The organism is Pseudomonas sp. MF08875 (assembly GCF_059862525.1).
This window is the reverse complement of the sequence record NZ_JCBCUW010000013.1, coordinates 15,953-38,802: the sequence shown is the minus strand read 5'-3', so window position 1 is coordinate 38,802 and position 22,850 is coordinate 15,953. Positions and strand designations below refer to the sequence as shown.

At 62.2% G+C, this 22,850-nt stretch carries 21 protein-coding genes; 5 read left to right on the top strand and 16 right to left on the bottom strand.

The window, feature by feature from the left end; genetic code table 11:
• Positions 1–73: 73 nt before the first annotated feature.
• Both fadD1 and fadD2 read right to left on the bottom strand, forming a co-directional pair.
• Positions 74–1,765: a long-chain-fatty-acid--CoA ligase FadD1 gene (fadD1, locus tag AC19YT_RS09765; RefSeq protein ID WP_095106782.1), complete on the bottom strand. Its 1,692-nt coding sequence runs from the start codon at positions 1,763–1,765 to the stop codon at positions 74–76.
• 332 nt (positions 1,766–2,097) lie between these two features.
• Complete coding sequence (gene fadD2 / locus AC19YT_RS09760) at positions 2,098–3,786, bottom strand: long-chain-fatty-acid--CoA ligase FadD2 (RefSeq protein WP_095106781.1); 1,689 nt, start codon at positions 3,784–3,786, stop codon at positions 2,098–2,100.
• Between the two features lie 213 nt (positions 3,787–3,999).
• Between fadD2 and AC19YT_RS09755 the strand changes: the two genes are divergently transcribed.
• Both AC19YT_RS09755 and AC19YT_RS09750 read left to right on the top strand, forming a co-directional pair.
• Entirely contained in the window at positions 4,000–4,947 is a 948-nt protein-coding gene (locus tag AC19YT_RS09755) for an alpha/beta hydrolase (RefSeq protein WP_500597606.1), read from the top strand.
• Between the two features lie 32 nt (positions 4,948–4,979).
• Entirely contained in the window at positions 4,980–5,450 is a 471-nt protein-coding gene (locus AC19YT_RS09750; protein ID WP_095106777.1) for a MaoC family dehydratase, read from the top strand.
• Positions 5,451–5,468: 18 nt separating this feature from the next.
• Here AC19YT_RS09750 and AC19YT_RS09745 read toward each other — a convergent pair whose 3' ends face one another.
• The 4 genes from AC19YT_RS09745 to AC19YT_RS09730 all read right to left on the bottom strand — a co-directional run bounded on the left by AC19YT_RS09745 (position 5,469) and on the right by AC19YT_RS09730 (position 9,157).
• Entirely contained in the window at positions 5,469–6,329 is an 861-nt protein-coding gene (locus tag AC19YT_RS09745; RefSeq protein ID WP_095106775.1) for an efflux RND transporter periplasmic adaptor subunit, read from the bottom strand.
• A gap of 10 nt (positions 6,330–6,339) precedes the next feature.
• A complete protein-coding gene (locus AC19YT_RS09740) occupies positions 6,340–6,546 on the bottom strand; it encodes a DUF1656 domain-containing protein (protein WP_095106773.1) in 207 nt (68 codons plus the stop codon).
• The gene (locus tag AC19YT_RS09735; protein WP_095106771.1) at positions 6,533–8,521 is read right to left on the bottom strand and encodes an FUSC family protein; all 1,989 of its coding nucleotides are present in this window, start codon (positions 8,519–8,521) and stop codon (positions 6,533–6,535) included. Before AC19YT_RS09735 ends, AC19YT_RS09740 begins: the two co-directional genes overlap by 14 nt.
• 168 nt (positions 8,522–8,689) lie before the next feature.
• A complete protein-coding gene (locus AC19YT_RS09730; protein ID WP_095106769.1) occupies positions 8,690–9,157 on the bottom strand; it encodes a ferritin-like domain-containing protein in 468 nt (155 codons plus the stop codon).
• A gap of 201 nt (positions 9,158–9,358) precedes the next feature.
• Here AC19YT_RS09730 and AC19YT_RS09725 point away from each other — a divergent pair, with 201 nt between their 5' ends.
• Both AC19YT_RS09725 and AC19YT_RS09720 read left to right on the top strand, forming a co-directional pair.
• Positions 9,359–9,595 (top strand): DUF3820 family protein, encoded by a 237-nt coding sequence (locus AC19YT_RS09725; RefSeq protein WP_095106767.1) that lies wholly within the window; start codon positions 9,359–9,361, stop codon positions 9,593–9,595.
• A gap of 11 nt (positions 9,596–9,606) precedes the next feature.
• A complete protein-coding gene (locus tag AC19YT_RS09720) occupies positions 9,607–10,788 on the top strand; it encodes an aminotransferase class V-fold PLP-dependent enzyme (RefSeq protein WP_500610167.1) in 1,182 nt (393 codons plus the stop codon).
• Between the two features lie 177 nt (positions 10,789–10,965).
• Here AC19YT_RS09720 and AC19YT_RS09715 read toward each other — a convergent pair whose 3' ends face one another.
• From AC19YT_RS09715 to zwf, 4 genes are all read right to left on the bottom strand, one after another.
• The gene (locus tag AC19YT_RS09715) at positions 10,966–11,709 is read right to left on the bottom strand and encodes an intradiol ring-cleavage dioxygenase (protein ID WP_500610166.1); all 744 of its coding nucleotides are present in this window, start codon (positions 11,707–11,709) and stop codon (positions 10,966–10,968) included.
• A 192-nt stretch (positions 11,710–11,901) separates the two neighbouring features.
• The gene (locus AC19YT_RS09710) at positions 11,902–12,567 is read right to left on the bottom strand and encodes a bifunctional 4-hydroxy-2-oxoglutarate aldolase/2-dehydro-3-deoxy-phosphogluconate aldolase (RefSeq protein ID WP_095106763.1); all 666 of its coding nucleotides are present in this window, start codon (positions 12,565–12,567) and stop codon (positions 11,902–11,904) included.
• A gap of 17 nt (positions 12,568–12,584) precedes the next feature.
• Positions 12,585–13,298, bottom strand: a complete 714-nt coding sequence (gene pgl, locus AC19YT_RS09705; RefSeq protein ID WP_095106761.1) for a 6-phosphogluconolactonase — start codon at positions 13,296–13,298, stop codon at positions 12,585–12,587.
• A complete protein-coding gene (zwf, locus tag AC19YT_RS09700) occupies positions 13,285–14,754 on the bottom strand; it encodes a glucose-6-phosphate dehydrogenase (RefSeq protein ID WP_095106759.1) in 1,470 nt (489 codons plus the stop codon). Before zwf ends, pgl begins: the two co-directional genes overlap by 14 nt.
• 209 nt (positions 14,755–14,963) lie before the next feature.
• Between zwf and AC19YT_RS09695 the strand changes: the two genes are divergently transcribed.
• Complete coding sequence (locus AC19YT_RS09695) at positions 14,964–15,824, top strand: MurR/RpiR family transcriptional regulator (protein ID WP_176465039.1); 861 nt, start codon at positions 14,964–14,966, stop codon at positions 15,822–15,824.
• 122 nt (positions 15,825–15,946) lie between these two features.
• On the opposite strand, the gene AC19YT_RS09690 is transcribed toward AC19YT_RS09695, so the two are convergent.
• From AC19YT_RS09690 to AC19YT_RS09665, 6 genes are all read right to left on the bottom strand, one after another.
• Complete coding sequence (locus tag AC19YT_RS09690) at positions 15,947–16,816, bottom strand: D-hexose-6-phosphate mutarotase (protein WP_500610165.1); 870 nt, start codon at positions 16,814–16,816, stop codon at positions 15,947–15,949.
• Positions 16,817–16,973: 157 nt separating this feature from the next.
• Positions 16,974–18,332, bottom strand: coding sequence for a carbohydrate porin (locus tag AC19YT_RS09685; RefSeq protein WP_500610164.1), 1,359 nt, complete (start codon positions 18,330–18,332; stop codon positions 16,974–16,976).
• Positions 18,333–18,398: 66 nt separating this feature from the next.
• Entirely contained in the window at positions 18,399–19,550 is a 1,152-nt protein-coding gene (locus AC19YT_RS09680; RefSeq protein ID WP_500610163.1) for an ABC transporter ATP-binding protein, read from the bottom strand.
• Between the two features lie 3 nt (positions 19,551–19,553).
• The gene (locus tag AC19YT_RS09675) at positions 19,554–20,390 is read right to left on the bottom strand and encodes a carbohydrate ABC transporter permease (RefSeq protein WP_095106742.1); all 837 of its coding nucleotides are present in this window, start codon (positions 20,388–20,390) and stop codon (positions 19,554–19,556) included.
• Positions 20,383–21,291, bottom strand: coding sequence for a carbohydrate ABC transporter permease (locus AC19YT_RS09670; protein WP_095106740.1), 909 nt, complete (start codon positions 21,289–21,291; stop codon positions 20,383–20,385). The genes AC19YT_RS09675 and AC19YT_RS09670 overlap by 8 nt, the downstream gene beginning before the upstream one ends.
• A gap of 180 nt (positions 21,292–21,471) precedes the next feature.
• Entirely contained in the window at positions 21,472–22,764 is a 1,293-nt protein-coding gene (locus AC19YT_RS09665; protein ID WP_500610162.1) for an ABC transporter substrate-binding protein, read from the bottom strand.
• Positions 22,765–22,850 lie beyond the last annotated feature (86 nt).

Genomic DNA, 22,850 nt, shown 5'->3' with positions numbered 1-22,850 from the left:
CACGCCCGCACGGAAAACCAAACGCCAGATAGCAAAAAGCCCGCACTGGGCGGGCTTTCTTCAGGCAATGAAGTTACTTCTTCACGCCCAGTTTTTTCAGTTCCTCATCGCGCAATTCGCGACGTAGGATCTTGCCCACGTTAGTGGTCGGCAACGCGTCGCGGAACTCGACGGCCTTGGGCACTTTGTAGCCGGTGACATTGGCGCGCATATGCTCCATCACCTGTTCCTTGGTCAGGGTCACGCCCGGTTTAACGACGATGAAGATCTTGATCGCCTCCCCCGACTTGTCGTCCGGCACACCAATGGCCGCGCACTGCAACACGCCCGGCAGCATCACCAACACGTCTTCGAGTTCGTTGGGATAGACGTTGAAACCGGACACCAGAATCATGTCTTTCTTGCGGTCGACGATGCGCATGTAGCCGTTGGGCTGGATGATGGCGATATCGCCAGTCTTGAGCCAGCCGTCGCTGTCGAGGATCTCGTCGGTGGCGTCCTGGCGCTGCCAGTAACCTTTCATCACCTGCGGGCCCTTGACGCACAGTTCGCCGATTTCACCCAGCGCCAGCTCTTTGCCGTCGTCGTCGATCACCTTGCACAAGGTCGAAGGTAGCGGAATGCCGATGGTGCCGATCTGGATATTCTGGCTGGGATTGACGCTGACCACCGGGCTGGTTTCGGTCATGCCGTAGCCTTCGCAGATCGCGCAGCCGGTCACTTCCTTCCAACGCTCAGCGGCACTCAGTTGCAGCGCCATGCCACCGGACAGAGTCAGCTTGAGGGCCGAGAAGTCCAGTTTGCGGAACGCCTCGTTATGGCACAGGGCAACGAACAGGGTGTTGAGGCCGACGAACCCGGTGAACTTCCACTTCGACAGTTCTTTGACCATCGCCGTCAGGTCGCGCGGGTTGCTAATCAGGATGTTGTGGCCGCCGATCAGCATCATTGCCATGCAGTGAAAGGTGAACGCGTAGATGTGGTACAGCGGCAGCGGCGTAATCAGGATTTCGCAGCCTTCGTCCAGGTTCGAGCCCATCAGCGCCTTGCACTGCGCCATGTTCGCCGCCAGGTTGCGGTGAGTCAGCATCGCACCCTTGGCCACGCCCGTGGTGCCACCGGTGTATTGCAACACTGCCACGTCACCGCTGTCGGGGCTGGCATCGGCTACTGGCTGGCCACGGCCCTTGCGCAGCACATCGTTGAACTTGATGGCAGCGGGCAGGTGATAGGCCGGCACCATTTTCTTCACGTACTTGATGACGCTGTTTATCAGCAGGCGCTTGACCGGGGGCAGCAGGTCCGCCACCTCGGTGACGATCACGTACTTGACCGATGTCTTGGGCACGACGATTTGTGCCAGGTGCGCCATGTTGGCCAGGCACACCAGGGCCTTGGCGCCGGAATCTTTGAACTGGTGTTCCATTTCCCGCGCGGTGTACAGCGGGTTGGTGTTGACCACCGTCAGGCCAGCGCGCAGGGCACCGAATACGGCAATCGGGTATTGCAGCAGGTTGGGCAATTGCACGGCGATTCGATCGCCCGGCTTCAAGTCGGTATGCTGTTGCAGGTACGCGGCAAAAGCGCCCGACAATTCATACAGCTCACCGTAAGTAAGCGTCTTGCCCAGGCTGCTGAATGCCGGGTTGTCGGCAAAGCGTTGGCAGGATTGCTTCAACACTGCCTGAATATTCGGATACTCGTCGGGATTGATATTGGCAGCTATCCCGGCAGGGTACTTATCGTTCCAAAAGTCTTGGATCATGGAAGCCCACTCCTCAGCAACGCGAATTCATCAGCGCAGTTGATGCGATTATTATTGGTGTGTGTTTTTTATAGGTGAATCTGGCTTTTACTTAAGGCCGAGAAGTCACAAAGCGCGCCGAGAGTAGCAGCTTTGCAAAGGCCCTACTAGAGCCAATGAACGCCTGAACGGTCACACTTGCGACTCATGACACTTAAATAGTCATTTTTAGAGTAAAAATTCTATTCCTGCAAAGATGGCTCTAGAACAGGGTTTACAGCGTTTATAAAAAGCAGCGCGGGCGCCACCAGCTCCTACAACAAGCCAGGGGTGCCCGCGAGAGGAGGTAGGGGTTAGGCGATGTCGCGAAGTTCGCGGCGCAGGATCTTGCCCACCGGCGTCATGGGCAATGAATCACGCAGCACGATATGTTTAGGGACTTTATAAGCCGTGAAGTTCTCCTTGCAGTAAGCCTTCAACTCTTCAAGGCTGACCCCCGACTCACGCGGCACCACAAACAACTTCACCGCCTCGCCGGAACGCTCGTCCGGTACACCAATAACCGCGCAATTGGCCACTTTCGGGTGAGCCATCACCACATCTTCGATCTCGTTGGGATACACGTTGAAACCCGAGACGATAATCATGTCTTTCTTTCGGTCGACAATGCGCACAAAGCCGTCGGCTTCAATCACCGCCACGTCCCCGGTCTTGAACCAGCCCTCGGCATCCATCACTTCGGCGGTGGCTTCGGGTTTGTTCCAATAGCCCTTCATTACCTGCGGGCCCTTGATGCACAACTCGCCCCGCTCGCCCAACGGCTGCTCCACGCCCTCGTCGTCGATGACCTTGAGCAACGTGCCGGGAATCGGCATGCCCACGGTGCCCAGGCGCGATTGATTGCCGTAGGGGTTGGTGCAGGCCACGGGTGAGGTTTCGGTCAGGCCATAACCCTCGGTGATCCGGCAACCGGTCATTTGCTCCCAACGCTCGGCCGTCGCCTTGACCAGCGCGGTGCCGCCGGAGTTGGTGAGCTTGAGCCCGGAAAAATCCAGGGTCTTGAAATCCGGATGCTCCATCAGCGCCACAAACAGGGTGTTAAGCCCCAGCAGCGCCGAGAAGCGCCAGTTTTTCAGCTCTTTGATGAACGCGCCGATGTCCCGCGGGTTGGTGATAAGGACGTTGTGGTTACCGGTCACCATCATGCACATGCAGTTCGCGGTGAAGGCATAGATGTGATAGAGCGGCAGCGGCGCGATCATCACCTCCTTGCCCTCTTTGAGCAGTGGGTGGCCGTCGTCGCCGAGCTGCCCCAGGCACGCCCGGGCCTGCTGCATGTTGGCCACCAGGTTGGCGTGGGTGAGCATCGCGCCCTTGGCCAGGCCCGTGGTGCCGCCGGTGTATTGCAGTACTGCAACATCGTCCAGGCTGACGTCCAGTGGTTTGATGTCATGACCACGCCCCAGGCGCAGAGTGCTCTTGAACGGCACGGCCTGAGGCAGCTTGTAGGCCGGGACCATTTTCTTCACTTTGTCGACCAGGGTGTTGACCAGCCACCCCTTGGCCGTGGGCATCAGGTCGCCCATTTTCGCTTCGATCAGGTATTGGATGTCGGTGTCGGCCAGCACTTCCTCGACCCGCGCCCCGAACATGTTCAGGTACACCAGGGCGCGGGCACCGGAATCCTTGAACTGGTGGCGCATTTCCCGCGGGGTGTACAGCGGGTTGGTGTTGACCACAATCAGCCCGGCGCGCAAGGCACCGAACACGGCAATCGGGTATTGCAGAACGTTGGGCATCTGCACCGCGATGCGGTCGCCCGGCAGCAGGTCGGTGTGGGCTTGCAGGTAGCCGGCGAAGGCCGCGCTGTAGCGCTCCAGCTCGGCATAGGTCAGGGTGATGCCCATGTTGCTGAACGCCGGGCGGTCAGCGAACTTTTTGCAGGAACGCTCAAAGACTTCGATGACCGATTTGTAGGCCCCCAGGTCAATCTCGTTGGGCACACCGGCCGGGCGTTTGTCATTCCAGAAATCAGGTTGCATTGTTCTTGTCCTCGTTACCTGAGCGTGTTCCGTGCCGCGTCGCGGTACCTGTGCAAAGCGGGGCTCTGGGGACGTTAGCAGTTATGGCGTTTGAGGCAAATATGCGCAGCAGTGTCATTGATACCGTGAATCTTGCTGCCAACGCGCCAGTCCGGCGGCCAGCTAACCTTCAATGAGCGATACAATCGCCCCACCCCGCGCAAAGGAATCGCCATGACCCACGAACCGTTCTGGCTGGCCGCAAGCGACCGCAGCCGCCTGTATGTCAACCAATGGTTGCCACCAACCCCACCCCGGGCGGTGATCTTGCTGGCCCACGGCATGGCCGAACACAGTGGCCGCTACGCGCGCCTGGCCCAGGCCCTCACCGCCGCCGGCCATGGCCTCTATGCCCCTGACCTGCGCGGCCACGGCAAGACCGCCGAACAGGGCGGCGTGCTGGGGCACTACGCCGACCAGGACGGCTGGCGCAAAGTGGTCGGCGACTTGGCCAGCCTGAACCAGCACATCGGCCAGCAGCACCCGGGCACGCCCATCGTGCTGTTGGGCCACAGCATGGGCAGCTACATCGCCCAGGCATACCTGCTGCACCACAGCGCCAGCCTGCAAGGGGCGATCCTCAGCGGCTCGAATTTCCAACCGGTGGCGCTGTACCGCGCCGCGCGCCTGATCGCCCGCTTCGAACGCCTGCGCCAAGGCGCCACCGGGCGCAGCGGGCTGATCGACTGGCTGTCGTTCGGCTCGTTCAACAAGGCGTTCAAGCCCAACCGCACCGCGTTCGACTGGCTCAGCCGCGACCCGGCCGAGGTCGATTTGTACGTCAACGACCCGCTGTGCGGCTTTCGCTGCACCAACCAATTGTGGGTCGATATGCTCGGCGGCTTGCAGCAAATCAGCAAAGCGTCCAACCTCGCCCAGATCGATCCGGGCCTGCCGCTGCTGGTGATGGGCGGTGAATGTGATCCGGTGAGCAATGGCGTGCGTCTCACCCACCTGGCCGACGCCCTGCGCACGGCCGGCAGCCAACGCCTGCAATTGAATATCTACCCCCAGGCGCGCCACGAACTGTTCAACGAAACCAACCGCGATGCCGTGACCGGCGACGTGCTGGCCTGGCTCGACCAGGTGCTCCAGCAGCCCAGGCCGCCGCGCAGCGAATGACGCGAGCCATTTTTCAACCCAGGATTTTCTCGATGACCCAGGTAACCAACACCCCGTACGAAGCCCTTGAAGTCGGCCAGACCGCCAGCTACAGCAAGACCGTGGAAGAACGCGACATCCAGCTGTTCGCCGCCATGTCCGGGGACTTCAACCCAGTGCACCTGGACGCTGAATACGCCGCCGGCACCATGTTCAAGGAGCGTATCGCCCACGGCATGTTCAGCGGCGCCCTTATCAGCGCGGCCGTGGCCTGCGAGCTACCTGGGCCGGGCACCATCTACCTGGGCCAGCAAATGAGCTTCCAGAAACCGGTCAAGCTGGGCGACACCCTCACCGTACGCCTGGAAATCCTCGAAAAACTGCCCAAGTTCCGCGTGCGCATTGCCACCCGCGTGTTCAACCAGCGCGATGAGCTGGTGGTGGACGGCGAAGCCGAGATCCTCGCCCCGCGCAAGGCCCAAACCGTGACCTTGACCACCCTGGGGCCCATCAGCTTCGGCTGATCGCCCCGCCCGGGAGCCTTACGGGGCTTCCTGCACCTGCACACTGGCGGTCATCCCGGAACTGAGGGTGACGCCGTCGGGCAAAGCGTCCAACTTGATCCGCACCGGAATCCGCTGCGCCAGGCGCACCCAGTTGAACGTCGGCTCGACCTGGGCCAGTAATTGCCCGTCGGGCGTGGCGTTGCGGTCGGTGATGCCGCGGCTGATGCTTTCGACATGGCCGTGCAACGCCTCCCCGGCGCTCATCAGCCACACCTTGACCGGGTCGCCGACGCGGATGCGCGGCAACTTGGTTTCCTCGAAATACGCCTGCACGTAAAAGGTCGAATCATCCACCAGCGCCATCACCGGTTGCCCGGCATTGACGAAGTTGCCCTCGGCCAGGCGCAGGTTAGTGATGTGCCCGCTGCGCGGCGCATGCACCTGGCTGCGGGCCAGGTTGAGTTCGGCGACCTTGGCTTCGGCCTGGGCCTGGCGCAACTCGCCACGGGCGATACCGGCGTTGATCTGGGCGTTCTCGCGCAACTCGGCACTGATGGCCTGGGGCCCCAGGCTGGCGCGGCGGCTGGCTTCGTGCTCGCGCAGGCTCAGTTGCTGCTGGCGGGTCTGCACCACCGCTTGCGCTTTCTCCACTGCCGCCTCGAAGCGTTCACGGTCGATGCTCAACAGCAAGTCGCCGGCCTTGACCGGTTGGTTGTCGGCCACCTTGAGCTGGCGCACCCACCCGGACACGTCCGGCGCGACCACCACCACGTCGGCGCGGATGCGCGCATCGCGGGTCCAGGGCGTGAGCATGTAGTACTGCCACAAGTGGAAACCGGCGAACACCGCCACGGCCACCAGGCACAGGGTAATAGCGACACGTACGGATGTACGCATGGGTAACTCCTTATAAAGGTCCGAGGACAACGGTGACCAGGGTCAGGACGCACACGTACAACGCGCAGTCGAACAAAGCTTCATGCCAGATCCAGCCGCCCAACGGGGTCAAGCGCAGCAACAGCCGCAGCGCCCCCGTGAGCAGCAGCGCCAGCAGCACATAAATCAAAAACGGGCTGAGCAAAATGCCGCCCATCGACCACTCACGCAGCCCCATGATGTTCCTCCTGTTGGCGGCACCAGGTGCGCCAGCTCTGTTGCAGTTGCACCACCGCGCCTTGCGCCAGTTTTAGCGCCTCGCTGGGCGGCAGGGCTTGCAGGCTGCCCAGGAACGCGGCGCTGGGGGCGGCCAGGGCCTCGGCGCGGCTGCCGGCCGGGCCTTGCTCCAGCACATGTTGCAAGTGCGAAAAATAAGCCCGCTGCGCGGCATCCACCGGCACTTGCGCCCCTGCCAGGCTCAGGCGCAGGTGCAGCAATTCATCGCCCACATCCAGGCCCAGCAAACCGTCATCCCAACGGCTGCGGGCTTGCTGCGGCAGCTCCGGGTAATGCCGGGCCAATTGCAGCAAACGGTCGGCCATGCGCCCGCCGAACCAACTCTCGGCGCCGCGCAGGTTGCGCCGGGTCAGGCGCACCAGGTCGTGCAGCGTCGCCGCGAGCAAGCGCCGGCCGTGCCAGGCCGGGTTGCGCAGAATCAGCAAATGGAAGGCCAGCACCGCCGCGCCCACGCCGATCATCATGGCCTGGGCACTGTTGAAGAAATAGGCGACGTCGTACTGCATGGCGTTGAGCGGGGCGATCAACACAATGAAGTGCAGGCAGAAGGACGTGGCCGTCGCGCCAATCTGCGGCTTGGCCATGCCCAAAGCGCCGAAAAACAACGGCCCGGCCATCACCAGGCACATCATGGCGAAACTGCTCAGTTGTGGCAGCAGGATCTCGCCCACCAAAAACGCCACCGGCACCGCCAGCAGGATGCCGCGTAAAAAGCTCATGCCGATCTGCGCGCCGTTCTCCCGGCTGGCAAACAGGCTGCACACCACGCACGTCAGCAGCATCGCGCCGGACGCCGCGGGCCAAGCCGTGGCCATCCAGAAGCACGCCACCGCGAGAAACGCCAAGGCGCTGCGCGCGCCGAACACCAGGGCCAGGGACAGATCGCGGTGCGGGGCCAGGGTGGCGGGGGCTTGCACCGGGTCCCTGCCCTCCTTCACCGCGTCCAGGGCGGTGGCCGCCGCCAAAGCGGTATCGAGCAGCAAGGCAAAACGCGCCAGACAATAGCTTTGCGCGGCGCTGATGGCCGGGTCGTGGGACGCGTCCAGCAACCGCGGGCGCAAGTCCTGCAAGGTCGCCACATCGCACACTTGCAACGCTTGCTGTACCGCCTCCATCCACGGCTGCAACTGCGTCACTTCGGGCTCTTCCAGTTGCCGCCACTGGCGCCGCACCGAGCGCGACATGCGCAGCAGCATCAGCAACTTCTGGCTCAGGCCGCTGATGGCCCGCGCCCGCTGGCGCCCCAACCCCCCCTCAAACCAGGCGTGTTCGCGCTGGGCGTCAACGGCGACGATGCGCCCAAGAATCTCCAGCAAGCCCTTGCGCGCCAGAGCATCGCCGGCCAGCGTGGCGCGCGCCGCTTGCATAGCGCTTTGCCATGCGGCCTGGGCCTGGTCGGCCAATTGCCGCTCTACCCGCATCGGCCACAGCAGTGCACTGCTGGCCGTGGCACAAAGGATGCCCAAGCTGATTTCTGTACAACGTGCCACCGCTTGGTCGAACACCGACAACGGATGGCTCAAGGCCGGCAAGGCGATGATGGCTACGGTGTAGCCGGCCAGCACGAAGGCGTACGACCAGGCGCTGCGCAACAGGGTGGAAAACGCCGTGCACAGGCCCAGCCACAGCGCCAGGGCGAGCAGGAACAACCACGGCGTCTGGGCGAACAGGCCCATGAACACCACCGACATGATGGTCCCCACCAGCGTGCCCACCAGCCGCGCCAGCCCCTTCTGCGCCACCATGCCCGACAGCGGCTGAGCGACGATAAACGCCGTCATCAACGCCCACGCCGGTTGCTCCAGGCCCCAGCGCAGCGCCAGCCACAAGGCCAGCCCGCCGCCGAGCAGGGTCTTGGTCGCAAATTGCACAGCGCGAAAATCGGGCGCCAACAAGGCCCGCAAAGTTATAAGCACGAAGAACACTCAGAAGAGAACAGGCTAACGATAGTCGCGATACACGAAAGGACAGTGCCAGAGCGGCCGGCAAATTATTAGCTAGCTATCTATATCCGTCCAGCGTTAAATCCAAGGCACAAAAAAACGCCAGTTGAACTGGCGTTTTTGACAAGCTTTCAGAGCAACTTACGAGTGGGCGCGGGCCTGGTTACGCAGGGCCTTGACCTGGTCATGGTTGCGTTGCACACCGTGGTACTGGCGCTCAACCAGGTCACGAATGCCCACTAGGTTGTGTTTGGTGATTTTTTCCAGGGCTTCCTTATAGGCCTTCAGCGCATGGTCTTCGCCGCGCTCGGCTTCGTTAAGCACCGCTTCTTCGTCCTTACCGGTGACCAGGGACTTGAGGTCGACCCAACGACGGTGCAAATCGCCCGCCACGCTGGTGCTGGTTTCTGGGTCGCCGCCCAGGGCACGCACGGCGCTCTGCAACTCGGCCGCGGCGCTGGCGCAATCGGCCGAACGCTTCTGGAACAGCGCCTTGAGCTCAGGGTGTTTGATGTCTTCGGCACAGGTCTTGAATCCTTCCTGGCCGTCCTTGCTGGTTTCGATCAGGTCGTTAAGTACAGAGATCGATTCTTTATTTACGTCAGTCATTTTCCAATTCCTTGCGGGTTGAGGATCGTGCAATAGGTATTGCACCCTGCGTGCCAGCTTGGCGATTAAAAAATTAACCTTAATTTTCAATAACTTATGAATTAAGCAAAAATTCTTACCCGCGCTATTTGCATGATCTGTCAATTGGCCTGCATGCAGAATGCCTGTATTTTCCAAGGGTTGAATTCATACGGCCGCGCCATGAACCCCGAAAAACTCGAATTGCTGGTCACCCGGCAAATGCCCTTTGGCAAATACAAAGGTCGCATCCTCGCCGACCTGCCCGGCCAGTACCTGAACTGGTTCGCCCGTGAAGGCTTCCCCCACGGTGAATTGGGCGGCTTACTGGCCCTAATGCAGGAAATCGACCATAACGGTTTGTCCGACTTGCTTGACCCCTTGCGGGAAAAGCACGGCAAGCCCAAACCTCGCCACTGACCGAGCGCCCCATGCCCGAGCACAACTATCACGCCTACGATGAAGCCTTCTGGCAGACCTTCGCTGCGCGCTATGAAACCGAGCCCGGGCCCATCAACCTGGAAAATGGCTACTTCGGCCGCATGACTGACACGGTACTGGACGAGTACCAGCGCAATATCGCCTTTATCAACATCAGCAACTCGCTGTATGCGCGCCAGCGTTTCGAGCAGGCCCAGAGCACCGAGATCCACCGCCAGGTGGCCGACCTCTTGCAAGCCCCTGCCGAAGCCGTAGCCCTCACCCATAGCGCCACCGACGCTTTGCAGTCGCTGATTCGCAACTACAACCGCCTGCAACCGGGCGACCAGGTGTTGTTCTGCGACCTGGAGTACGACACGGTCAAAGGCGCGATGCAGTGGCTGGGCCGTCACCGGGGCGTGGAGGTGATCCAGATCGAGCACCCGCACCCTGCCAGTTTCGACAGCCTGGTAGGCGCCTATCGCGAGGCGTTCGCCCGCCATCCACGGCTTAAATTAATGGCCCTGACCCACGTCACCCACCGCACCGGCCTGGTGATGCCGGTGGCCGCTATTGCTGCCGCCGCCCGAGAACACGGGATCGACGTGATCCTCGACGGCGCCCACGCCCTGGGCCAGATCGAGTTCAACCTGGCGTACCTGGGTATCGCCTTTGCCGGCTTCAACTTGCATAAATGGATCGGCGCGCCGCTGACCCAGGGCGTGCTCTACATCGACCCCCAACGCCTGGCGGACATTGACCCGGACATGGGCGAGAGCCACTACCCAGCCACCGATGTGCGTGCCCGCACGCCCTATGCCACGCCCAATATTCCAGCGCTGTTGACCTTGCCCCTGGTACTCGAAGAACACCGCAACCTGGGCGGCGCGGCCACCAAGGGCGCGCGGCTCAAGTACCTGCGCAACCTGTGGGTGCGGCAAGTGCAGGATATAGAAGACATCGAAATCATGATCCCGGACGATCCGCGCCTGTATGGCGGCATCACCTCGTTGCGGTTCGTCGGCCGCGACCAGCAAGACATGGCCGAGCGCCTGCTGCGCGACTACAACCTGTTCACCGTGGTGCGCAGCGGCTCGGCCTGCGGACCGTGCATCCGCATCACCCCGGGGTTCGCCACCTCGGCGGCAGATATGCACCGATTGGCCAAGGCCCTGCGTGAACTGAGCCTCTGAGCGCAATGTGTCCCAGGGGGAATGAATCATCTCTGTGCAAGCGGGCTCGTGTGGGAGCGGGCCCGCCCGCGAAGAGGCCGGGCCTGCACCTCTTTACGGCCTGACCCACCACTATCGCGGGCAAGCCCACTCCCACAGCCTCTGGCGGCAGGCGCCACCTATGCCTTGGCGTGGGGTTCAAACCGTAGACTTATCGAAGTCTTCAGGTTTTATATGCTGGGAAAAAGCCTCAGGATCGATACCAATAACGGCACTTGCCAATAGACGCTCATCTTTGGAACCACGGTTAATCCAGCCAACGTCCATTAAAGTTCCATAACCATCCATTTCACTGTAAATCTCATCCTTGGCATTAGTCAGACGCGATATTTTCCTACCGGCATAATCTGGAAGTTCATTAATCTGCGAGGAAATTAGTTCCGGAAAGTACAACTGCCCCACGTAGGCAACATGCCGATCATGGTCGTGCTCCAGAACTTTCCTTACTGCAACATGCACATGAATGGCGCGTCCGGCATAGAAGCCCGGAAATATCGTCAGAAACTCACGCCGACCATGACGGTCGGTAAAACCGCAGCCACGCAGGTAAGTGTCTTCATCAGTACGGGCAATGGCACCGATCTCCCCCGAAGGAGCTTCCTGATCCGGGTCGACCGCACTCCAGCCTGAATAGCGGCCCTGGGCATTGCAGTGCCAAACATCCACCAGCACCCCCTCGACAGGTTCGCCAGTACAGGCATGGAGCACTTTTAAGTTCAATTGCAATGGCACGCCCGCCGCCCCTTCTGTGATATCGAAGCGTTCGAGCCGGTCATTCTTGAAGTAAGGCCCGGCGATTTGCTCGGGGGAGAATAGACACATGGGACTATTCACACTGGCGGCCTTATCTAAGACCGACGGGTTGATAGGAGTTTTCTTCATAAACACATCCATATGTTTAGTTTTAGTGGTCCTGTTGCGCACAGGAACTTGACTGAGCGTAGATAGCGCTCTTGGAAATCTCCACATCAATAATCCGTGAAGTCTTTGCAAAAAATGACCATGCAAAAAAAACGGCGCACTGACCAAGTGCGCCGTAAAGCCGTAGAACAACTACCTAACGTTTGAAAACAATTAATCGAGCAAGGCGAGCGCCTGGGCGGTGCATTCCTGGATACGCGCCCAGTCGCCGTTTTTCACCCACTCGGGGTCGAGCATCCAACTGCCGCCCACGCACATCACATTTTTGAGGGCCATGTAGCTCTTGATGTTGGCCGGGCCGACACCGCCGGTGGGGCAGAATTTCACCTCGCCAAACGGGCCGCCCAGGGCCTTGATCGCCGCCACGCCGCCGCTGACTTCGGCCGGGAACAGCTTGAAGCGGCGATAGCCCAGCGCGTAGCCCTCCATGATCCCCGAGGCATTGCTGATGCCCGGCAACAGCGGGATGGCGCTATCGACGCTGGCTTCCAGCAGGTCACGGGTAATGCCCGGGGTGACGATGAACTGCGAACCCGCCGCTTCGGCCGCCGCCAGGCTGGTGCGATCCAGCACCGTGCCGGCACCGGTTACCAGTTCCGGGCGTTGCTCGCGCAGCACCTGAATGGCGCGCAGGCCGAACTGCGAACGCAGGGTCACTTCCAGGGCGCTCAAACCGCCCGCCGCCAGGGCATCGGCGAGGGGCAGGATGTCCTGCTCGCGGGCGATGGTGATGACCGGCAGGATCCGCGCCTTGGCGCAGAGGCTGTCGATCAGGGCAGTCTTGGCCGCCATGGAAACGGTAGGCTGTGGGGTTTTCATCGCGGCTGATCCTTGGCTCATGGGCACCAGTAAATCTCTAACGGAGGTTGCAAGAAGGCACGAATCGGCATCTCGGCGAGATCGCCACCGGCCAGTGCGGCATTAAGGGTGTGCAGTTTCGATTGGCCGCTGATCGACAGCGCGGTAAAGCGCGCCGAGGCCAGCAAGGCGCGGCTCATGCTCAAGCGCTGATGAGGCACGCTGGGCGCTAGCATCGGCCAGCAACGGCGCTCGCCATCAGGCTTGAGAGCCTCGACCAGGTTCGGGCTGCTGGGGAACAACGACGCGGTGTGGCCGTCGTCGCCCATGCCCAGCACCAATACGTCGATGCCCGGCAGTTCGGCCAGTAGGCGATCGGCGTGGGCCGCCGCTTCCTCCAGGTTGGCGCTGGCGCTGTACAGGCTCAGGAACCGGGCGTTGGCCGCCGGCCCCTGCAACAGGTAGCGCTTGAGCAGGCCGGCATTGCTGTCGGCATGTTCCACCGGCACCCAGCGCTCATCGGCCAGGGTCACCAGCACCTTGGACCAATCCAGCGCCTGCTTGGCCAGGTGCTGGAAAAACGCTACCGGGCTGCGCCCGCCCGACACCACCAACACCGCCGTGCCACGGGCGGCGATGGCCACGCGCAGGTGTTCGGCCACGTTCAGCGCCAAACCCTCGGCCAGCAGCACGGGGCTGCGCAGCTCATGGGCCTGCACGCCGGCCGGCAGTTTCAATTCAGATATCGCCATACCAAGATCTCCCGTCTCGTGTGATGAGGGCAATGGAACTCATCGGCCCCCAGGACCCAGCCGCGTAGGGCTTGGGTGCGTCGCCGGATTTTTTCCAACCCGCGATCAGTTGGTCACACCACTTCCACGCCGCTTCGATTTCGTCTTTGCGCACAAACAGGTTCTGGTTGCCGCGCATCACTTCCAGCAGCAACCGTTCGTAGGCATCGGGAATCCGCGCGCTGCGGTAAGTGTCGGAAAAATTCAGCTGCAAAGGCCCGCTGCGCAGCTGCATGCCCTTGTCCAGGCCCTGCTCCTTGGTCATCACCCGCAGGGAAATGCCCTCGTCCGGTTGCAGGCGAATAATCAGTTTGTTGCTGATTTGCAGGCGCTGCTCGGGGGCGAAGATGTAGTGCGACGGCTCTTTGAAGTGGATGACGATCTGCGACAGCTTTTGCGGCATGCGCTTGCCGGTGCGCAGGTAGAACGGCACCCCGGCCCAGCGCCAGTTGCGGATGTCGGCGCGCAGGGCAACGAAGGTTTCGGTGTCGCTCTGGGTGTTGGAGTTGGGCTCTTCCAAGTAGCCGGGCACCGGTTTGCCTTCGCTGTAGCCGGCGATGTACTGGCCGCGCACCACTTGGGTGGTCAGGCCTTCCGGGCTGATGGGCGCCAGGGCCTTGAGCACCTTGACCTTCTCGTCGCGGATGCTGTCGGCGGAGAGGTCCGCCGGCGGGTCCATGGCGATCAGGCAGAGCAGTTGCAGCAAGTGGTTCTGGATCATGTCGCGCAGTTGCCCGGCCTTGTCGAAATAGCCCCAGCGGCCTTCGATGCCGACCTTCTCGGCCACGGTGATTTCCACATGGGAGATGTAGTGCTGGTTCCACTGGGTTTCAAACAGGCTGTTGGCAAAGCGCAGGGCGATGAGGTTCTGCACCGTCTCTTTGCCCAGGTAGTGGTCGATGCGGTAGATGCGGTTTTCAGGGAAGAACTGCGCCACGGCGTCGTTGACCTTGCGCGAGGACTCCAGGTCCGAACCGATGGGTTTTTCCAGCACCACCCGGGTGTTTTCCACCAGGCCCACGCTGGCCAGGTGCTCGCAGATTGCGCCGTACACCGCCGCCGGCGTGGCGAAATAGGCGATCAGGCGTGGGCCGCTGCCCGCCATCTCGGCCAGGGCCGGGTAGTCCTCAGCCCTGAGGAAATCCACGTGCAAATAGCTCAGGCGTGCAAGAAAACGCTCGAGCACCGCCTCGTCCAGCGCCTGGGCGCCGACGTAGCGGCGCAACTCGGCGGCGATAAACGCCAAATGCTCGGCTTCGCTGCCGGGCTCGCGGGCCAGGGCGATGATGCGCGTGTCGTCATGCAGCAGGCCGGCGCCATCGAGTTGATACAAGGCTGGGAACAACTTGCGAAGGGCCAGGTCGCCGAGGGCGCCGAACAAGGCAAAGGTGCACGGTTCAACCGTTATCGAGGGCATGATGTTGGTTCTTTTATCAAGTTAAGCTACAAATACCTTTTTTCAAGGCATCGCTCAAGGAAAAATGTAGTAATAACCACAACATTTTTTCAGAATACAGAATCCCAGTGGTGGATGGCCGGAGCCATCAGTAGGATAGGCCACCGCCGAAGCCCGGATAAGTCCGACTTCCATTTGCATTGCCGACCTAGGAAACCTGAATGGACCGCGTGCGAAATCTCCTGGAACAGATCCAGAAACGCCTCGAAGAACTGAACAAAGCTGAACGCAAGGTCGCCGAAGTGATCCTGCTCAACCCCCAGCAGGCCACCCGTTTCAGCATTGCCGCCCTCGCCCAGGCCGCTTCGGTCAGCGAGCCAACGGTCAACCGCTTCTGCCGCTCGTTCGGCGTCAGCGGCTACCCGGAGCTCAAGCTGCAACTGGCCCAGAGCCTGGCCAGCGGCGCGGCCTATGTCAGCCGCGCGGTGGAGGCCGACGACAACCCCGAGGCCTACACCCAAAAGATCTTCGGCAGCGCCATCGCCTCGCTGGACAGTGCCTGCCAGGCCCTGGACCCGAACCTGGTCAGCCGCGCTGTCGACCTGCTGATCCAGGCCCGCCAGATCCACTTCTTCGGCCTTGGCGCCTCGGCCCCGGTGGCCCTGGACGCGCAGCACAAGTTCTTCCGCTTCAACCTGGCCGTCACCGCCCACGCCGACGTGCTGATGCAGCGCATGATTGCCTCGGTGGCCCACACGGGGGAGCTGTTCGTGATTATTTCCTACACCGGGCGCACCCGCGAACTGGTGGAAGTGGCGCGCATCGCCCGGGAAAACGGCGCTTCGGTGCTGGGCCTGACCGCCGCCGGCTCGCCTCTGGCCAAGGCCAGCACCCTGAGCCTGAACATCCCGCTGCCCGAAGACACCGACATCTATATGCCCATGACCTCGCGCATCATCCAGCTCACCGTGCTCGACGTGCTGGCCACCGGCATGACCCTGCGCCGTGGCGTGGATTTTCAGCCACACCTGCGCAAGATCAAAGAAAGCCTCAATGCCAGCCGTTATCCGGTGGGGGATGATCTGGACTGAAAAACTGCGGTGGGATCGAAGCCTTTATCGCGCAACCCTCTACGACAGAGGTACTCGGCTAACGGCGGGCGGGGCTGGCGCACCGCTATCGCGAGCAGGCTCGCTCCCACCAGAACCTAGCCTCACACCCCCTTGCAATCGCCCCCCGCCCGCGCCTGCAAACTCAAGTGCGCCGTTTCTCCCGGTGCCAGGCTCTGGCGAGTGGTGCCGCCGCTGGCCGCTTCGACGCAGACGAACTGCGCCACCTCGTTCCAGCTCACGCCCAACAGCGGCCGAGTGCCCGGGTGCCAAACCACCGTGTCCGCCGCGTGCCCGGTGTCGATGCACAGTTCGCGCTGCCAGGCGCGGTCCTTGAGCTGCAACTCGCCGTCGTGGCGGAACACCCGTTGGCAGCCGCCCACCACGCTCAACTCGCCGCTATGCCGGTACGTGGTGCGGTTGAGTGGGTCGTAGCCTTCGGCGTCCTCCAGCCCGGACAGCGCTGTCTCGGTAGCGTCGCCAACACGCCAGTAGGCATGCAAGGCCTGGCTCAAATGGCAGGGTTCGCTGTCTTGGTGCTCGGTGCTCAGGCGCAGGTCCATGCGTTCGCCCAGGTGGGCGTGCAGGTCCACTTGCCAGTCGCACAGTTGCAAGCGCCAGTGCAAGCGCACACCGTCGACGCCAGCGTGGCTGGCCAACAGCTTCCAGTCGATCAGCCGCGCCCACCCGTGGGACGGCCAGGCGTTTTCGCTAGGATGGCGGCCGTACCAGGGCCAGCACACCGGCACCCCACCGCGGATGGCACCCACCTGCGGCCACTTCGCCGCGCACCACAGCCAGGGCTTTTGCCCGGTGGGCTGGAAGTGCAGGAGTTGCGCGCCCTGGCGGCTGAACACCGCTTGGCAGCGTGGGTGGTCGATCACCAGCACATCGCGCCGTTGATAGCGCTCCCACCCGAAGGTAGGGCGTTCGCGCAGGGATCGGAAAAAGCGTTGTAGCGGGTGCTCGTGCATGTACCGCAGTCCTGAAAAACGATGGCTGCCCTGGGTGGGAACGGGCCCGCCCGCGATGGCGACGGTACAACCCTGTACCGGCCTCATCGCGGGCGAGCCCACTCCCACAGGGTCCCCAGGTGAGGTGCTGGGGCAGCGGAGCTTAGCGCAGCCGTTGTCAGAACACCGACTGAATTTTCAACCCGGCCACCAATGCGTCATCCACTTTGTCCACGCCGCCGGGGTGCTTCACGTATTGCAGGTTGGGGCGCACGGTCAGCCAGTTGGTGACATGGAAGCCGTAGTTGATCTCGGCGTTGTATTCGGTGTCCTGGATGGGCAGGAACCCGGCCTGGTCGTAGTCGTTGAACCCGTTGCCGGCGTTAATCAGCTTGCGGTTTTTCTGCACATCTTCGTTGACGTGGATGCGCGCGATGCCGATGCCCACGTCGTCCTTGGGCCGGGCGTTGAACGGGCCTTTGTAGGTCAGCATCAGTTGCTGGTAGTTGTCGACGGTGTTGGTGTCCTTGTCGTGGAACGTGGCGTTGGCTGCGATGTGCAGGCCGCGGTTCTTGTCACCGTTATGGTCGGTCAGTTGCTGCTGGGCCACGAACCAGTAGCCGGACTTGCTGCTGTGGCTGCGATACGCGTCGCCACTGACGGCGGCGTACTGGCCGTTGGCGTCCTTCAACACGTCATCAGCCTTGGCAGTGCTTTTGTAGTAGCCCACGCGGTACTCGCCCGGCAGGCCATCGACCTTAGGCGACCAGACCAATTCCACCGGCAGGATGGTGCCCTTGGTGCCGCTGCCGCTGAGCTTGAAGCCGTTGCCGGTTTCCAGTTGCGAGGGGTTCTGGTTGTAGGCGCCGATTTGCGCGTAGAGCTCGGGGGTGAGGTTGTACTTGACGCGGATCGCCGCTTGGCTGACCGGCCAGTTGTACCAGATGCCACCGACCCAGTTACCCACTTGCGAGCCACAGAACGCCAGGTTCTGGAAGTCGCAGGGGAAGGTGTTGAAGTCTTCGCCTTCGCCGAAATAGCCGGCCTTCACGTCGAGCTTGCCGTCGAAGTACTTCTGCTTGATCCACAACTGGGTCAGGCGCCAGGTCTGGCCACGGCCCCAGACTTCCTGGGACGAACTGAACGTGCCGGCGCGAGGGTCGCCGATGCGGTCGTTGGAGATGTTGCGCCCGCTGCGCTCGGTGATCGCCAGTTTGAACTCGGCGTCTTTCCAGCCGAAAATTTTCTCCAGGTCCAGCTTGGCCCCCAGGCCGAACTGGTGGCTATAGCGCGCCGTGGTGTCGTCGTTGTAGCCGCCACTGAGGTTGGAACCGACCTCGCCCACGTAGTCGAGGGTGAAGTCATAACCCTGCTCGATCAACCGCGTGCGCTCGCCGCCCCAGTCGCCAGTCATCCACGGCGATTCGGCGCTGAACGCCTCGGCGCCCTCGGCCGCTTGCGCACTGGCGACCAGCATCATCGCCGCCAATGCCGAAACACAGCCGGCAAAGCGAGCGTTGGTGGTGTTGTTTTTCATCCCTACATCCTCGTTCTTGTTATTGGAATTGCTTGCTGTTGGGGTGGCTGCGGCTGCGCCCGCCCCTCACCGGCTCTTGAACTGCGCCACATTCGCCTTGCGGGTTGCGCTGGGGGCGATGCCCAGGCGTTCGCCGGTCTTGGCGTCGAACAGCAGCACCTTGGCCGGGTCCAGTTGCAGGGTCAGGGTCTCGCCCACCTGGGGCGCGAGGTCGGGCGCGAGGCGGCAGCAGACCTTGGTCTGGTTGAGCTCGACGAACACCAGGGTGTCCGGCCCCGTGGGCTCGGTGACCTGGACTTCGGCGCGGATGCTGGGCAAGCCATTGGCGTCACCGCTCGCCAAGGCAATCTGCTCCGGGCGCATGCCAAGGATCACTTCGCGGTCTGCCAACGCCATATCCTCTGTGCCCAACGGCAGCACGCAACGCGCCTGGCCGCTGTCGAGCAATGCCACCAGGCGGCCCTCCTGGCGGTGCAGGCGCAGGGGGATGAAGTTCATGGGCGGCGAGCCGATAAAACTGGCCACGAACAGGTTGGCCGGGTCGTTGTAGATCTCTTTGGGCGTGCCGAACTGCTGGATGATGCCGTCCTTCATTACCGCCACTTTGTCGCCCAGGGTCATGGCCTCGATCTGGTCGTGGGTGACGTAGACGGTGGTGGTCTTGAGGCGCTGGTGCATCAGTTTCATTTCGGTGCGCATCTCGACCCGCAGCTTGGCGTCGAGGTTGGACAGCGGTTCGTCGAACAAATAGATCTTGGGCCGGCGCGCCAGGGCCCGGCCCATGGCCACGCGCTGCTGCTGGCCGCCGGAGAGCTGGCCGGGCTTGCGCCCCAGCAGGTGTTCGATCTGCAGCAGCTTGGCCACCCGCGCCACTTCTTCGTCAATTTGCGCCGTGGGCATTTTGCGGATCTTCAGGCCAAAGGCGATGTTGTCGCGCACGGTCATGGTCGGGTACAGCGCATAGGACTGGAACACCATGGCGATGTCCCGGTCCTTGGGGCTCATGCCGCTGATGTCGGCATCGTCCACCAGGATCGCGCCGCCGCTGATGGTTTCCAGCCCCGCGATGCAGTTCATCAGGGTGGATTTACCGCACCCGGAAGGGCCGACCAGGATCAGGAACTCCCCGTCCTCGATCTTCAGTTCGATGTTCTTGAGGGTGTCCGGCAACCCGGCGCCGTAGGTTTTGTTGACGTTACGTAATTCGAGCGTTGCCATGTGCTACCCCTTGACCGCGCCGGACGTCAGCCCACGCAGGAAATACTTGCCAGCGAATATGTAGACCAACAGTGTCGGCAGCCCGGCGATCATCGCCGCTGCCATATCAACGTTGTATTCCTTGGCCCCGGTGCTGGTGTTGACCAGGTTGTTGAGGGCCACGGTGATCGGTTGCGCGTCGCCACTGGCGAACACCACGCCGAACAGAAAGTCGTTCCAGATCTGGGTGAACTGCCAGATCAGGCAGACCATCACGATGGGGATCGACATCGGCAGCAGGATCTTGCCGAAAATCGTGAAGAACCCCGCCCCGTCCAGGCGCGCGGCCTTGACCAGGGCATCGGGAATGCTCACGTAGTAGTTGCGGAAAAACAGCGTGGTGAAGGCCAGGCCATAGACCACATGCACCAGCACCAGGCCGGTGGTGGTGTTGGCCAGCCCCAGTTTGCCCAGGGTGAAGGACGCGGGCAGCAGCACGGTTTGGAACGGCAGGAAGCAGCCGAACAACAGCAGGCCGAAGAACAATTGCGAGCCGCGAAAGCGCCACATCGACAGCACGTAGCCGTTCATCGCGCCAAGGAAAGTGGAGATCAGCACCGCCGGCACGGTGATTTTCACCGAGTTCCAAAAGTAGCCACCCACTGCGTCCCAGGCCTTGATCCAACCGATGCCGTCGATCACCTGGGGCCAGCTCAGCAGGTTGCCGGTGCGGATGTCTTCGGGGGTCTTGAAACTGGTGAGCAGCATCACCACCAGCGGTACCAGGTACACCGCCGCCGCCAGCAGCAGGGTGGCGTAGATTGCCACGCGGCTGGCGCTCAAGCGTGGTTGGTCAGTCATGGCGTTTGCCTCGCAACTCGGAGTACAGGTACGGCACCAGAATCGTCAGCACCGCGCCGAGCATCAGCATGGCGCTGGCCGACCCGATGCCCATCTGCCCGCGGCTGAAGGTGAAGGAATACATGAACATCGCCGGCAGGTCCGAGGAGTAGCCCGGCCCTCCCGCCGTCATGGCGGCCACCAGGTCAAAACTCTTGATCGCGATGTGGGCGAGGATCATGAAGGCGCTGAAAAACACCGGGCGCAGGCTCGGCAGCACGATACGCAGGTAGATGGTGGGCAGGCTCGCGCCGTCCACCTGGGCGGCGCGGATGATCGACTGGTCGACACCGCGCAACCCCGCCAGGAACATCGCCATGACAAAGCCCGAGGCTTGCCACACGGCGGCGATCACCAAGCAGTAGACGACGCGGTCCTGGTCTACCAGCCAGTCCAGGCGAAAGCCTTCCCAGCCCCAGTCGCGCAGCATCTTGTCCAGGCCCAGGCCGGGGTTGAGCAGCCACTTCCACGCGGTGCCGGTGACGATCATCGACAGCGCCATGGGGTACAGGTACACGGTGCGGATAAAGCCTTCCTTGCGGATGCGCTGGTCCAGCAGTACCGCCAGCAACACCCCCAGCACCAGGCTGATGCCGATGAACATGCCGCCGAACAACGCCAGGTTCTTGCTCGCTACCCACCAGCGGTCGTTGTCCAGCAGCCGTGCGTACTGTTGCAGGCCGACCCACTTGTAGCTGGGCATGAAGCTGGAGTTGGTGAACGACAGCACGAAGGTCCAGAGGATGTAACCGTAAAACCCCACCAGCACGATCACCATGCTGGGCGCCAGCACCAGTTTCGGCAGCCAGCGTTGCAAGGCGTCCAAGGGTGACGCCTTGTTGAAAACCGCCACAGAGCTCATCGCAGTAGTCCGTACAAAGGTGAATGTTGGGGCAGCCGCGCCCCTTGGGCCGGGCGCCCCTGTGGGAGCGGGCTCCCCCGAGATAGCGGCAGTCCTGTCATAAAGAGATGCGGTGGCTGTACCGGCCTCATCGCGGGCAGGCCCGCTCCCACAAAGGCTCGCGCTCGCCCGGAAAGCGCGCTACTGCGCGGCTTTGACCGCCGAGGCGAGTTGGGCGCTGGCCTTGGCCGGGTCGGCGTCCTTGTCGTTCATGAAGTTGGTCACCACATCGAAGATCGCGCCTTGCACGGCCAGGGTGGTGGCCATGTTGTGGGCCATGCTCGGTTGCAAACCGCCGGTCTGGGCGTCGGCGAGGAAGTCCTTGGCCGAGGTCTGGGCGCAGCTATCGAAACCCTGGGCCGCCATGTCGTTGAGCATGTCGTTACGCACCGGGATCGAGCCTTTGTTGATACTGAAGATCTTCTGGAAGTCCTTGCCCAGGGCGACCTTGGCCAGGTCCTGCTGGGCGGCGATGTCGCCGATGCGATCGGCCTTGAGCTTGAACACCGCCAACGAGTCGATGTTGTAGGTGAAGGCCTTTTCGGTGCCCGGGAAGGCCACGCACTGGTAGTCCTGGCCGGCGATTTTCTTCGCCGCAGTCCATTCGCTCTTGGCCCAGTCGCCCATCATCTGCATGCCGGCGCGGCCGTTGATGACGTCGGCGGCGGCGATGTTCCAGTCGCGCCCGGCGCGGTTGGGGTCCATGTAGGCGGTGATTTTTTTCAGCTCGGTGAAAGCCTGGGTCATCTGCGCCCCGGCCAGGGTGTTCTGGTCCAGGTCCACCAGGGCTTTCTTGTAGCCCTCGACACCCATCACCGAGAGCACCACGTCTTCAAACACGGTGCTGTCCTGCCAGGGTTGGCCACCGTGGGCCAGGGCGATGAAACCGGCGGCCTTGAGCTTGTCGCCGGCGGCGTAGAACTCTTGCAGGGTGGTCGGGGCCTTGTCGATGCCAGCCTTCTTGAACACCTGGGGGTTGATCCACAGCCAGTTGACGCGGTGGATGTTCACCGGCACGGCCACGTAGTCGCCCTCGTACTTGACGGTGTCAGAGACCTGCGGCGCCAGCAGGCCATCCCAGTTCTCGGCCTTGGCCACGCCCTTTAGGGCTTCGGTGCTGAGCAGCCCGGTGCTGCCCCATTCCTGGATGTCAGGGCCTTTGATCTGCGCCACGCCCGGCGGATTGCCGGCCACTGCACGGCTCTTGAGCACGGTCATGGCCGTCGCCCCGCCGCCACCGGCCACGGCACCGTCCTTCCAGGTGAAGCCGTCTTTTTCGACCTGGGCCTTGAGTACGTCGACCGCGGCTTTTTCGCCCCCCGAGGTCCACCAATGCACGACTTCCACGGCACCTTTGCTGTCGGCGGCCAGGGCGTGGAGGGGGAACAACGAGGCGAGGGAAATGACTGTAGCCAGGCGGGAAATGCCATTCATCTGAAGTACCTTTCTTGTTGTTATGCGTGCAAGTCTGCTGCTTGCGTTGCGAACGAGTTTAAACAGCGTTGTACCTGTGCCAGGTA